The organism is Marinomonas algicola (assembly GCF_014805825.1).
Taxonomy (GTDB): domain Bacteria; phylum Pseudomonadota; class Gammaproteobacteria; order Pseudomonadales; family Marinomonadaceae; genus Marinomonas; species Marinomonas algicola.
In genome coordinates this window covers 2,182,783-2,196,260 of record NZ_CP061941.1, presented here as the reverse complement: position 1 = coordinate 2,196,260, position 13,478 = coordinate 2,182,783, and the positions used below count along the sequence as shown (strand labels likewise).

Here is a 13,478-nt window from a genome sequence, read left to right as displayed (position 1 = left end):
AATAACCTTCCTTTATGGTTAAGGCAAATCATGAAGTATAAAATTTTGTTATAAGAAATATTGGAAATAATATCCTTAAGTATGAACATTACATGGGGCATTGTTTCTCATTAGATGTTTGTGTTTTTGAAGAAGCTGTTAGGCTTGAAGTGTGTTCTGATAAGGGGCGCTAATCTTGGTAACTCAATATTTTATAATGAAAATATTCATTGGGCTTGATCAATAGTCTTTGCGAAATTGTTCCCTAACGAGTGCGAGTGCCGTACAATGGGCAGTCTCACATTAATAGCCAGTACGGATTATGAGTTATCAAGTTTTAGCCCGTAAGTGGCGACCACAAACCTTCTTAGAAATGGCTGGGCAAGACCATGTTTTGCAGGCTCTAGTGAATGCTTTGCGTCAGCAGCGCTTGCACCATGCGTATTTGTTTACTGGGACTCGAGGAGTGGGTAAAACCACAATTGCGCGAATATTTGCAAAATGTTTGAATTGCGAAACAAATGGAATTTCCCCTGAACCCTGTGGCACCTGTTCTAGTTGTACTGAGATTGCGGAAGGTCGATTTGTCGATTTAATTGAAGTTGATGCCGCTTCTCGAACGAAAGTCGAAGACACTCGTGAGCTATTGGAAAACGTACAATATGCTCCTACGCGAGGGCGTTTTAAAGTGTATCTTATCGATGAGGTACATATGTTATCCACACACTCTTTTAATGCGTTATTAAAAACGCTTGAAGAGCCTCCAGCGCATGTCAAATTTTTGTTAGCGACAACTGACCCTCAGAAATTACCTGTTACTGTTCTGTCTCGCTGCTTGCAATTTAACTTAAAAAATATGTCTTCGGCGCGAGTCGTTAACTACCTCACTAAAATCTTGGGTGAAGAAAAGCTTAGCTTTGAGGAAGCGGCTTTATGGCAGATTGGGCAAGCCGCAAATGGCAGTATGCGCGATGCGTTAAGTCTTACCGATCAAGCTATTGCGTTTGGTGATGGGGTTATTTCTGAAATTGGCGTGACGTCAATGTTGGGGTTGGTCAATCAAAGTCAAATTTTAAACTTGCTAGAGTTGATTGCCAGCAATGATGCTCTCGGTGTGCTTAATAAAGTCAATGAATTGGCCGAATACCAACCCGATTTTGTGGCTCTGTGTGCCAGTCTCATGGATGCTCTGCATCGTATTGCTATTGAGCAGCAAGTTCCAAATGCTCTAGAAGACCAATTCGGGGATTTGGAACGAATAAAAAGTATTGCTCAACGTCTCGCTCCTGAAGAAGTACAGTTGTTCTATCAAAGTCTCTTAATCGGTCGTAGAGACCTGCATCTTGCTCATTCTCCTAAATCTGGTTTTGAAATGTTGATGCTGCGTTTGATCGCGTTTCGGCCTTCACCTCCTGTGAAAATTGAAATGTCAGCTGAATCTGTCGTTCCAATTAACGTTTCGGCAGAAAAGCCGAGTGATAAGGCCCGAGATAGCACGGGCCATTCTTCGTCCCGTGTTGATGAGTCATACTCTGAGGCGTTAGAGGAAGCGTCCGCGCCTTCAGCTGTGCCACACGTACCGATGAAACCAGTAGACAGTCCGCCATGGGAAGAAGAGAGTGTTGATACGGCACACAAGGATAAAACCGCTTCAAGTGAACCCCATATTGCCGTTTCTGATTCGGCTATAAATCACCCGGTCCGTCATCAGGAAATGGGTGATGCGGCTGTTATGAGTGGAGTGAAGGTCGATGATAAGCCTTTAAAAGTGTCTAGTGTAAAAGAAAAAGTACAGACGGTTTCATTATCAGATAAAGCGGTGTTGGCTGAGTCTCCTGACATAGCTGATGAAAATGTTGATACTGAATTAAAAGAGGCCGTTGCACCTGTTATAGAGGAATCTCCCAGTCAGATTAAAAAGCAAATTGTTGATGATACGCAGACTGACTCAGATGAAGAAGAACAGGCCATTAACGAGTCATTAGATCCTCATTTTTCTATGTCAGACATGGTTTCGGCAATATCTGTTGAAGATGAATCAACACTCGAAAGTAACGATGCGGACTCTCAGTTGTCGAAGACTCAAAAGCAGGTTGTTGATACGGTAGCTCAACCTGCTTTAGGTATGCCATTACCGACTTTGAGTCGTTTTTCGGAGCTGACGATGCAAACCTGGTGGCTCGTAGCACCAAGACTTGAATTAACTGGATTAGTCCAAAATATATTAATGAATTCAGGGCTGATCGAAGCGACACATTTAGGGTTAAAAATTCAAGTGCCATTAGAATATGGTCATATGTTAAATCAAGTGCGATATGAACAGATAAAGCAAGCTCTTGGTGATTTCTTCGGTACCGACGTGCCTCTTATTATCGATACAGTTGAAGAGGTGGCGTGTGTGACAGCGGAAGAGTTCGCCGCCAGCAAAAGGGCTGAGGCTTTGCAGGCCGCAATCGATCATTTGAATGTTCATCCTATTGTAAAAGGGTTGGGTGAGCGTTTAGGTGGTCAACTTATTTATGAATCAGTAAAAGTAAAAGCGTAACGGAGAGAAGTATGTTTAAAGGTGGTATGGGCAACATGATGCGCCAAGCGCAGAAAATGCAAGAAAATGTAGCGAAGGTTCAAGAAGAAATAGCTAACATGGAGGTTGAGGGGCAGTCAGGCGCTGGTTTGGTGAAAATTACCATGACAGGGCGTCATGATGTTAAGCGTGTGCACATCGATCAAAGTCTTTTTGAAGACGATAAAGAAATGTTAGAAGATCTAATTGCCGCCGCCGTAAATGATGCGGTACGTAACATTGAATCTACTCAGAAAGAAAAAATGGATCAAGCTACGGCGGGTATGCAATTGCCACCTGGTTTTAAAATGCCGTTTTAGGAGATAAAAACGTGTTCAGTCCGCTCATTGATGAATTAATAGAGTCTTTACGTTGTTTGCCTGGTGTTGGTCCAAAGTCGGCGCAAAAAATGGCATTGTATCTCCTTGAGCGTGAGCACAAAGGCGCTGACCGTTTGGCTGGCGCTCTTCGCTCTGCTTTAGATAAAGTTGGACGTTGTTCTTCATGCCGTACTTTGACGGAAGAACCGGAGTGTAAACTTTGTCGAGATGACAGACGTAATAACGGTGTCATGTGCATTGTGGAGACTCCTGCAGATGTCATTGCCATCGAATCATCCGGCTGTTTTTCTGGTCGTTATTTTGTGTTGATGGGGCATTTATCGCCTATTGATGGCATTGGTCCAGATGAATTAGGGCTAGATAAGTTAAAAAATATCGTTGAGTATAATAACGTTACCGAAGTTATTATCGCGACTAACTCAACGGTTGAGGGGGAGGCGACCAGTTACTTTATCGCCGAGCTATTGAAAGACTTAGGGATAGATGTAAGTCGAATTGCTCATGGTGTGCCCATGGGTGGTGAATTGGAATATGTCGATGGTAATACATTGGCTTTAGCATTAGATGGGCGGAAGAAGTTGTAGTATGGAATCCTCAATAGAAAACGTAGACATAGTTTGGGTTGACGATAATTCGCATTTACAAGAGTGGTGTGACTATTGGGCTAACTTACCTGTCATAGCGGTTGATACCGAATTTATTAGACGTACAACGTATTTCCCTATTACTGGTTTAATTCAGGTAAGTGAAGGGAAAAAGGCCGTATTAATTGATCCCTTAGCCATTACAGATTGGTCTGCTTTTTCGGCATTAATGGAAAATAAGATCGTAATGAAAGTGTTTCATGCTTGCTCTGAAGATTTAGATGTTTTTGAGCAGTTAATAGGTGTTTTACCGACGCCTTTCTTCGACACTCAAATTGGTGAAGCCTATGCCAGTGCTCAGTGGTCTTTAAGTTATGTTAAGCTTGTTCACGCGTATTCTGGTATAGAAGTTGCCAAAGACGAAACGCGCTCAGATTGGATAAAACGACCGCTTACGGATGCACAAAAACGGTACGCCGCTTTAGATGTTGTCTATTTGGCTCAGGTTTATCCGAAACAGATAGCGATTTTAGAAAAAAAGAAAATGCTTGATTGGGTTTTAGAGGATTGTGAAGCCTTAAAGCAGCAGTATAGAATTAATTCTGATCCAGAAAAGAATTGGGATGGTATTAAGTCGGCTTGGCGTCTTTCTAGGAGAGGGCTTACCTTTTTACGATTGATGTTTATTTGGCGAGATGCGCAGGCCAGAAAAGAAGATGTGCCGAAAGGACAAGTCCTCAAAGATCGTACTTTATGGAGCTTGGCTAAGTTACTGCCTGAGCAAAATCATACGTTGACTGGCGCTGAGGAAATTACCTATAAACAGCAGCGTCTGTATGGGGATGTGATTTTACAAAACGTCGCGGTTGTTAAGCAGCTTGCTGATGATGAGTTGGTTGATTCGTTAGCCGCGCCTTTACCTTCTAGTGCTGGGGATTTATCGAAAGCCGTTAGAGCGTTTGTTAAAACCAAGGCGGCTGAGATTGAAGTAGCACCAGAAGCCGTGTTAAAACGTAAATTATTAGAGCCTATTCTGTGTCATCTATATGATGGGACTCCTTTAGAAGAGGCGTCTATTTCAATGGCTGGATGGCGTAAAGATGTGGTTATTCAACCTATTATTGAGAAATTTGGAAAGCGTTAAGCGGACCTCCAAGAGAATTTTATGGAACATTTGATTATTGAAATTTTTCGCTCGTCCCGTAATGATGACATGTATTTGTATGTCAAAAAAGCAGAGGGGTTAAAGGCTGTTCCAGATGCGCTTATGGAGCGCTTTGGGTCAGGCTTAAGCGTTATGACTATGTTACTTAAAGAGGGGCAAAAGTTGGCTAGAGCAGACTCCGCAAAAGTAATTGAATCCCTTAAAACTCAAGGGTTTTATTTGCAGATGCCGGCGGCTAAAGATGAGTATTTTTTGAACCTCTATAAGACTCCAACGGATGCGGTGTATTAATGATAGCGAAGCGTTATGAACCTTTTTGGGTGACAACGAAACTTGAAGACATGTCGAGCGATGAGTGGGAATCGATTTGTGATGGTTGCGGCAAGTGTTGTTTGCAAAAAATTGAAGATATCGATACACAGGAGATTTTTTTCACCACACTTTCTTGCGCTCAATTAAATACAAGCACATGTCAGTGTCGGGTTTATGAAACACGTCAAAAGGTCGTACCTAATTGTATTACCTTAACGCCAGCCAGTATTGATGAATTTAAGTGGTTACCGGATACCTGTAGTTATCGAGTTTTGCAGTCCACGGGAGCGCTTCCTAATTGGCACCCTTTGATAGTAGGGAGTCAAAAAGAGATGATCAGTCAGGGGTTGACTGTTACTAAGTACGCCGAAAATGAGCAAACAGTTAATGAAGATGATTGGGATTTACATGTTATTAGGTGGGTGCATGGGTTACCTGAATCGTATCGTGTTGATTAGTGCATTTCATACTAAGTTTTAGCCTGGCTTTGTTCAATTTACTTTTGAAAGCACCATCTTAGTGGTTTTTAAAGCGTCCAGAATCATGTGGTTTTGAGTTAAAGTGATAGAGTAATTATGACATCTGACATAGTGGAGTGGATCTTTGTGTACATCAAATTAATTCTGAAGCCGTTCATCCTGTTTGTTGTCTTTTTTAGCAGTTTCTCTTTGTATGCGGCCACTCAGTTTAGAGTCATTGTTGATGCTTCTGGCAGTATGGTCATTAGTGATCCTGACAAATTAACGGCTGAATCGTTGCGTCTTATAGCTGATCTGGCCCCAGAAAGAGAAACGACGCTGGGTATTTGGTTATTTGGTGAAGAGCCCAGAGTTTTGCTGGCTGATGAACCTATCACATCGGAACATAGGGAAAGGCTGGCGTCTTATGTTGATTCCTATGTGACTTCTGATGTTAAAACTGACTTAGAGGCCATTCTTAGTATGCTGCTAAGGGAGGCGCCTGTAGAGGGTTCCGTTGACCAGCATTGGATCCTAGTAACGGATGGCATGGTTGATATTAGTCTTGATGAGAAGATTAATGAGGCATCTAGACAGCGTATAAAAGGTGATTTACTGGAAGAGTTGGTTGAAAGAGGCGTTCACCTGCACACGGTTTCTATGACTGGATACACAGATAAAGCGTTACTTGAAGTTTTATCTAGTCAAACGAATGCTAGCCATACAGAGGTTGCTCTCCCTGAAGATTTATTGCCAACGTTTAACAAGATTTTTTCGTTAAGCTCAGATTCAGATCAAATTCCATTTGAAGGCAATACGTTTTTTGTCGATGAGAGTATTGATGAGTTCACGTTATTGGTTTTCCATTCTCCAGAAAAGCAGCCTCTTTTATTAGACGCAAAAAACACTCCAGTAACCTTTAATGCTACAGATAAAGCTCGCCGTGTAAAAGGTAAGCATTATTCTCTTATTACCGTTGTTGAGCCAATGGTCGGGACTTGGCGGGTAAATAATATCAATACCAAGCAAAGCACTATTCGTGTTATTACCGATTTACAAACAAAATCCAGTCAAGTCCCTACTGTGCTTTTTCAAAACGAACCTTTTTTCTCAAGTTTGGGCTTATATCAAGAGGATGAGCTGATACAGGATGATGCTTTTTTAAGGTTAGTAACCGTTAATAAAACATTGAATAAAAATAATGGTGAAGTGAATGAGTTGGTCCATCAAGAGTCGCAGGTGCCTTTAACAGACTTCCAGTATAAAAGTCAGCATGATGGTCTAGCTAATGTGGGGAATTATGAGTTAGATAGTTTTGTTGATGGTGGTAGTTTTGTTCGTAAACTTGTTCAATATTTTTCAGTGGTTAGCCCCGTTCTATTTGAAATTAAATCTGGTGTCGCTGGGGTTATGACTTACTCCATTAAACCAACGAATTTACGTCTTAATGTTCTACGTAGTAGGCTAATGTTAGAGGTTACTTCTTCTGATGGGCTTATCAGTGAGGAAGAATTGCCTGTTATCGGTCAAGGTTACTGGCAAAGAGTGGATTTTGATTCTGATAAGCTCTTTTCGGTAAGAGTCAGGTTAGAGGCGATCACACAAACAGGTGTTAGCTTTACCTATTGGTCTAATTATTGGGATATTGATAAGACGGGAGTGGTTCCGTTAATTGTTGAGAGGCTAGAGGAGTCCAAAGGTCAAATATCCGGAGCTCAATTCGAAACGGACAGTCGTGAAGTTATGTCTGTTTTCTCACCGCCAGAGCTCGTGGTGAGTGAGGCCGTCGAAGTTGACGACGTAGATGAGGTAAGTGAGCCTGACGTTGTTGAGATTAACATTGAAGAGCCAACTGTTGAGGGTGCTGAGATAAGCGAAAGCGACGACTTGGTGACAGGTCGTGATTTGGTATTTTATATTGGCATTAATCTCGTGGTGATTGTTGTTATTGGATTGGGGTACTTTTTGTACCGTAGCAGGAAGAAGAGCAAGCTTGGTGCCTCAAATGAAAAAAATTAGTCAAAAGATGTGAATTTATGTGTGAGCTATTGGGGATGAGTGCAAATGTTCCAACAGATATTTGCTTTAGTTTTGCCGGGTTAATGGCGAGAGGTGGGCGTACAGGACCTCATAAAGATGGTTGGGGCGTTGCGATGTATCGCCATGGACAAGTGTGGTCTATCCACGATCCAAGACCAAGCGCTGACTCTGATATGGCCGATGTTATTAGTAAGACGTCTCTTAAGTGTGAGGTGGTTATTAGCCATATTCGCCAAGCTAACGTTGGGGAAGTGTGTTTGCCAAATACCCATCCTTTTTCAAGGCAATTATGGGGAAAGACGTGGAGTTATGCTCATAATGGTCAGCTCGAAAAATCTGAGACTTTATCTTTAACGCAATTTATCCCTGTTGGTACTACGGACTCTGAGCGTTCGTTTTGTTGGCTTTTGGAAAGTTTGTCTAATGAATTTGGTGATGTTATGCCTGAAGGTGAGGTTTTGTCTGAAGCCTTGTGTCGTTTGGCTCACCATCTAAAATCGATGGGTGTCTTCAATATGATGTTATCCGAGGGGGAGTTTCTGTTTTGTTATTGCAGTACAAAATTGCATTGGATCACTCGTCGCGCGCCCTTTAAAAAAGCCACACTTTCTGATGAGGATATTACGATTAATTTTTCGGAAGTGACTACAGATAAAGACGTTGTTACAGTGATTGCGACACAGCCTTTGACAACAAATGAAACCTGGCAGCAAATGCAAGAAGGTGAGTTTATTGCATTTCGTTCTGGCGAAGTTCTCTATAATTCCCGAAATGTGCTCTAAATTAAGCTAGTTGCTTTATTGAATGTACATAAAAATCCGATCGGCAAAAACCGATCGGATTTTTTTATTGGTGCAAAGTCTACCATATCGTTAGCTGAAAACGAATTAAGATAAATTCTGTAAACAATTTATTGAACGGTTTCGTTTTCAGTGAATTCGCCTTCAAAAAGAGCCGTAGATAAATATCTTTCACCAGAGTCAGGCAGCACAACAACAATTTTTTTATCTGAAAATTCGGCTTGTTGTGACAGTTTTTCTGCGGCTACGACGGCCGCACCACACGAAATACCGCATAAAATACCTTCTTCACGCATTAATCGTTTGGCCATATCAATGGCGTCTTCATTGGAGACCTGTTCGACACGATCAACCATTGTTAAATCAAGATTCTTAGGAATAAATCCTGCGCCAATCCCTTGGATTTTATGTGGAGACGGCTTTACTTCTTCATTATTCATTGTTTGCGTGATGACAGGAGACGCTGTTGGTTCTACAGCCACACTTAAAATGGCTTTTTTCTGTGTGTTTTTAATGTAGCGACTAACACCTGTAATGGTTCCACCTGTTCCCACACCAGAAACAAAGATATCAATTTCGCCATTCGTGTCTTTCCAAATCTCAGGCCCTGTTGTTTTTTCATGGATTTCAGGGTTTGCTGGATTTTCAAATTGCTGTAACAAAACAAAATCAGGGTCTTCTGCTATTTCCTTGGCTTTTTCTATGGCTCCCTTCATGCCTTTCGCTGGTTCCGTTAAGACAATCGTCGCACCGAGTGCTTTCATCACTTGGCGTCTTTCCAAGCTCATGCTAGCAGGCATTGTGATTGTGATTGGATAACCACGAGCGGCTGCGACAAAGCAAAGTGCAATACCTGTATTACCACTTGTTGGTTCCACCAAGGATTTGCCTTTTGTCAAGAGGCCTTTCTTTTCAGCATCCCAAACCATATTGGCGCCAATTCGACATTTTACTGAGAAGGCGGGGTTCCTGGATTCAAGTTTGGCCCAGATATTGCCATTGCCAATGCGGTTTAATTTAACAAGAGGAGTATTACCGATGGTTAGGGAGTTATCGTCAAAAATGTTGTGAGACATGTTTTTGTCCTTTAGGTAATGTTAATGGTTGAGTATTAAAATTAAAATGAGTCTTAACATCGGTAAAATGGCATGAAAACACTCATCGAATTAGAATTATTAAAGGATCTTAGTTCCTTGTTTTTCTACACTATAACCTCTTGGTTGGGTTTAGTGATAGAATTTGCAACCATATCCATATAAGAATGCTCCATAACAAGACTATTTTATTTTCAGTCAAGGTGTTGAGACGTTAAATTGAGCGCAAGTACATACAGGATTCAATTTTGTTAGATCATGAATTAGAAAACTTGATGACACGTGATCGTCATCTTATCAAGCTTAAGCAACAGAACCTTGAGAAACGCAAAAAAACAGGCGCACCATTTGATCGCTTAGAAAATGAACTTCAATCCCTGATCGATCAATCTAAAGCCTCCTATTTGCAAAGGCATTCTTATTTGCCAGCCATTAAATACGATAATGATTTACCTGTGGCGGAGAGAGCCGAGGAAATAATTGACGCGATTACAAAAAATCAAGTGGTCATTATTGCCGGTGAAACGGGCTCAGGTAAAACCACTCAACTGCCAAAAATGTGCTTACAAGCAGGTTTAGGTGTGGCGGGTATAATTGGGCACACACAACCACGACGCATTGCCGCGCGCAGTGTAGCCGATAGAATTAGCGATGAACTAGGCGTAAATTTAGGTGAGCAAGTCGGTTTTCAAATACGTTTTAATGACGAAAGTAGCGATAAAACGTTAATAAAATTGATGACAGATGGGATTCTACTGGCTGAAATTCAGAAAGACCGCTTTTTACAAAAATACGACACAATTATTATTGATGAAGCTCATGAACGAAGCTTAAATATTGACTTTTTGTTGGGTTACTTAAGTCGTATTTTACCTTCCCGCCCTGATTTAAAAGTCATTGTGACTTCGGCGACCATTGACGTTGCGCGTTTTTCTAAACATTTTAACAATGCGCCAATTATTGAGGTGTCAGGTAGAACGTATCCTGTTGAGATACGTTATCAGCCGTTACTTAATAAAAATGACTCTGAAGAACTCGATGCCGACCAAAGCATGGAGCAAGGTATACTCGATGCTGTTGAAATCCTTATACAAGAAGAGAGAAAGTCCTCCTATCGAGGGGCAGGGGACATTCTGGTTTTTTTACCAGGAGAAAGAGAGATTCGTGAAACAGCTGAAATTCTCCGCAAAGCAGAACTGATAAATACCGAGGTATTGCCTCTGTATGCGAGATTATCTAGTAGTGAGCAGCAACGTATTTTCAAATCCCATTCTGGGCGCCGAATTGTGCTTTCTACAAACGTTGCAGAAACTTCGCTTACCGTACCAGGAATACGCTATGTAATCGATCCCGGATTAGCCCGCATTAGTCGCTATAGTGTGCGCTCAAAAGTTCAGCAATTACCGATTGAAAAAATTAGCCAAGCCAGTGCGAATCAAAGGGCTGGGCGATGTGGTCGTGTTGCTGAGGGTATTTGCATTCGTTTATATGACGAATCTGACTTTGCTAATCGAAATGAATTTACCGATCCAGAAATATTTCGGACTAACTTAGCGTCCGTTATTTTAAAAATGGCCAGTCTTAAATTGGGGGAAGTAGAAAAATTTCCTTTTGTAGAAATGCCGGATCAAAGGTTAATCAATGATGGTTATCAAGCCTTGGTTGAGTTAGGGGCGTTGAAAAGCGGCAAACTGACTCAGATTGGTCGTCAATTATCTACACTGCCAATCGATCCAAAACTTGGCCGAATGTTAATTGCCGCCGCTGAGAAAAACGTTCTTAAAGAAGTGGCTGTTATTGTCAGTGCGCTTTCTGTACAAGACCCTCGTGAACGTCCCCAAGATAAAAAAACGCAGTCTGACCAAGCGCACGCTCAAGATAAAGATGCCGATTCAGACTTTATCGTATTGCTCAATGTTTGGGAGCGATATGAGGGGCAACGGGTTGAACTATCGCAAAATCAATTGCGTCAGTATTGTCGTAAGCAATTTCTAAACTTTATGAGAATGCGTGAATGGCGGGATATACATCGTCAAATTCACTTGGCTTGTAAAGCTCTAGGCTTTAAAGAGGTGGCTCGTGAAGAAAGAGACTACGAGTCCATTCATCGATCTTTATTGGCGGGTTTGTTTACTCAAGTCGCGCAAAAAATGGACGAAACAAAAGAGTTTTTGGCGTGTCGCGGTCGTAAATTGCATTTATTTCCTGGTTCAATGTTGTTTAAAAAGCCTCCTCAGTGGGTCATGTTGGCGGAAATGGTAGAGACGTCGAAGTTGTTTGGTCGAGTGGTCGCTAAAATCGATCCGCTTTGGATTGAAGAATACGCAGCTCCTTTTGTAAAACGCCAATATTTTGACCCTCACTGGGAGAAAAACCAAGGTCGAGTGGTAGCAAACGAACAGATCTCTCTTTATGGTTTGATTTTAATTGCTAAACGCCGAGTTGATTATGGTCAGGTTGTGCAGCATGAAGCGCGTGAAATTATGATTCGATCTGGGTTAGTCGAAGGCGAAATGCGAACAAAGGCCGCTTTCTTTAAACACAATCAGCGCCTAATTGAATCGGTTGAAAATCAGGAAGCCAAGCTAAGAACCAGAGATATTTTGGTCGATGATGAAGTGCTCTTTAATTTTTATAGCGGTCGCGTACCTGAGGCTCTTTATAATCAGAAAGGGTTAGAGTATTGGATAAAGAAAAACCCAGATACCTTGAAATTAACACGTGAAGATTTGATTAATCAAAATCTAGAAGCCGATGCGTTTGCTTTTCCTGATGCCTTTAAATTAAATGATATCAAACTGCCTATTGACTACGCTTTCGAGCCTGGTCAAGAAAAAGATGGTGCTACTTTAAAGGTTCCGGTTGGCCTTTTAAGGCAATTGAATATTGATGAATTAAGTTGGGCTGTTCCTGGGTTTATTCGAGAAAAATGTGAAGCCTATTTACGCGCCTTACCCAAAGCATTGCGTCGTCGATTTGTACCAATTCCTCAATTTGTGGAACGTATTTACCCTAATTTATCGCAAGAAAAAGGCGACTTACTTGATCAGCTAACTTTGCAAATTAAACGTGAAACCCTAGTTGAAATTCCACTGGTTGAGTGGAATGCTGAGAGATTAGATAAGCACCTTACGTTAACCATTGAAGTGATTTCCGAAAAGGGCAAGGTCCTTGGTGCTGGTAAAGATCTTGCGAAGTTGCAAGATCGGTTTGCCAAGGAGGTGGATGAAAGTTTTGCGAAGTTTGGAACCAAAGCGCATGAAGCTGAAGGCCTAACGCGTTGGCCTGACCAAGATGTTCCTGAAGAGCAGAGGTTATCTCAAGCTGGCATTAAAGTTCTTGCTTATCCAGCGCTAGTGGCACAAGGAGAAACCGTTTCAGTAAAAATGTTTGACGATAAGCATACGGCTCAGGATGAGCATAGAAAAGGGGTGATTTGCCTTTTGAATTTATACCTTCATAAAGACGTGAAATACTTACAAAAAAACATGCCTAATGTTCAAAAGTCGTTATTAATTTTTGCGCCTATTGGTAAAAAAGATGTATTGCTCAAGGATTTATTGCAAGCCGTGTTGGATAAAGTGTTTCTTGATGGTTTACCGTTACCAAGAACCGAGGCTGAATTCTTATCTCGCATAGAAGAAAGAAAAAATACACTCATTATGGTAGCGAATGACATGGCTAAGCAGCTTTTTGAGGTATTATCTTCATACCAGAAAGTGGCAAAACGCATGAAAGGAAGTATCCCTATGCCTTGGACCCGCATTTATGGTGATATACAGGCACAGTTAGGACACCTTATTTATCCTGGCTTTATAAGTGAGACGCCCTTATTTTGGTTAGCTCAATTTCCTCGCTACTTTCGAGGTATTGAGACGCGATTAGAGCGCTTCCAAAATCACTTAGCGAAAGAAAATGCCGCTGTAACAGAGTTAGAAATCTTGTGGGACCGTTATATAAAGCAAAAAAAAGCACATTCGGCTAAAAATTTATATGACCCTGAGTTAATGAAATATCGCTGGATGATGGAGGAATATCGTATTTCTCAGTTTGCTCAAACAGTTGGAACATTAGAACCTATTTCGGATAAGCGCTTGTCCAAACAATGGGATTTGGTAAAAAAATTAGTTTAAAGAGGTTTT

The 13,478-nt window shown here is 41.4% G+C and carries 10 protein-coding genes; 9 read left to right on the top strand and 1 reads right to left on the bottom strand.

Going from position 1 to position 13,478, the window contains the following annotated elements; translation table 11 throughout:
• The first annotated feature begins 301 nt into the window (after positions 1–301).
• The 8 genes from dnaX (at position 302) to IEZ33_RS09970 (ending at position 8,224) form a co-directional block, all read left to right on the top strand.
• Entirely contained in the window at positions 302–2,524 is a 2,223-nt protein-coding gene (gene dnaX / locus IEZ33_RS10005; RefSeq protein WP_191599955.1) for a DNA polymerase III subunit gamma/tau, read from the top strand.
• Between the two features lie 11 nt (positions 2,525–2,535).
• Positions 2,536–2,862 carry a YbaB/EbfC family nucleoid-associated protein gene (locus tag IEZ33_RS10000; protein ID WP_191599954.1) on the top strand — a complete coding sequence of 109 codons (327 nt, stop codon included), beginning with the start codon at positions 2,536–2,538 and terminating at the stop codon, positions 2,860–2,862.
• Positions 2,863–2,873: 11 nt separating this feature from the next.
• Positions 2,874–3,467, top strand: a complete 594-nt coding sequence (gene recR / locus IEZ33_RS09995) for a recombination mediator RecR (protein WP_191599953.1) — start codon at positions 2,874–2,876, stop codon at positions 3,465–3,467.
• A gap of 1 nt (position 3,468) precedes the next feature.
• Positions 3,469–4,611 carry a ribonuclease D gene (gene rnd / locus IEZ33_RS09990; RefSeq protein WP_240009497.1) on the top strand — a complete coding sequence of 381 codons (1,143 nt, stop codon included), beginning with the start codon at positions 3,469–3,471 and terminating at the stop codon, positions 4,609–4,611.
• 21 nt (positions 4,612–4,632) lie between these two features.
• Positions 4,633–4,923 (top strand): YcgL domain-containing protein, encoded by a 291-nt coding sequence (locus tag IEZ33_RS09985; RefSeq protein WP_191599951.1) that lies wholly within the window; start codon positions 4,633–4,635, stop codon positions 4,921–4,923.
• On the top strand, positions 4,923–5,402 hold the full coding sequence (locus IEZ33_RS09980) for a YcgN family cysteine cluster protein (protein WP_191599950.1): 480 nt from the start codon (positions 4,923–4,925) through the stop codon (positions 5,400–5,402). Before IEZ33_RS09985 ends, IEZ33_RS09980 begins: the two co-directional genes overlap by 1 nt.
• 117 nt (positions 5,403–5,519) lie before the next feature.
• The gene (locus IEZ33_RS09975) at positions 5,520–7,421 is read left to right on the top strand and encodes a vWA domain-containing protein (protein ID WP_191599949.1); all 1,902 of its coding nucleotides are present in this window, start codon (positions 5,520–5,522) and stop codon (positions 7,419–7,421) included.
• Positions 7,422–7,438: 17 nt separating this feature from the next.
• Positions 7,439–8,224 (top strand): class II glutamine amidotransferase, encoded by a 786-nt coding sequence (locus IEZ33_RS09970; RefSeq protein ID WP_191599948.1) that lies wholly within the window; start codon positions 7,439–7,441, stop codon positions 8,222–8,224.
• A 128-nt stretch (positions 8,225–8,352) separates the two neighbouring features.
• On the opposite strand, the gene cysK is transcribed toward IEZ33_RS09970, so the two are convergent.
• A complete protein-coding gene (cysK, locus tag IEZ33_RS09965) occupies positions 8,353–9,318 on the bottom strand; it encodes a cysteine synthase A (RefSeq protein ID WP_191599947.1) in 966 nt (321 codons plus the stop codon).
• A 266-nt stretch (positions 9,319–9,584) separates the two neighbouring features.
• On the opposite strand from cysK, the gene hrpA reads away from it, so the two are divergent.
• Positions 9,585–13,469, top strand: a complete 3,885-nt coding sequence (gene hrpA, locus IEZ33_RS09960; protein ID WP_275672779.1) for an ATP-dependent RNA helicase HrpA — start codon at positions 9,585–9,587, stop codon at positions 13,467–13,469.
• Positions 13,470–13,478 lie beyond the last annotated feature (9 nt).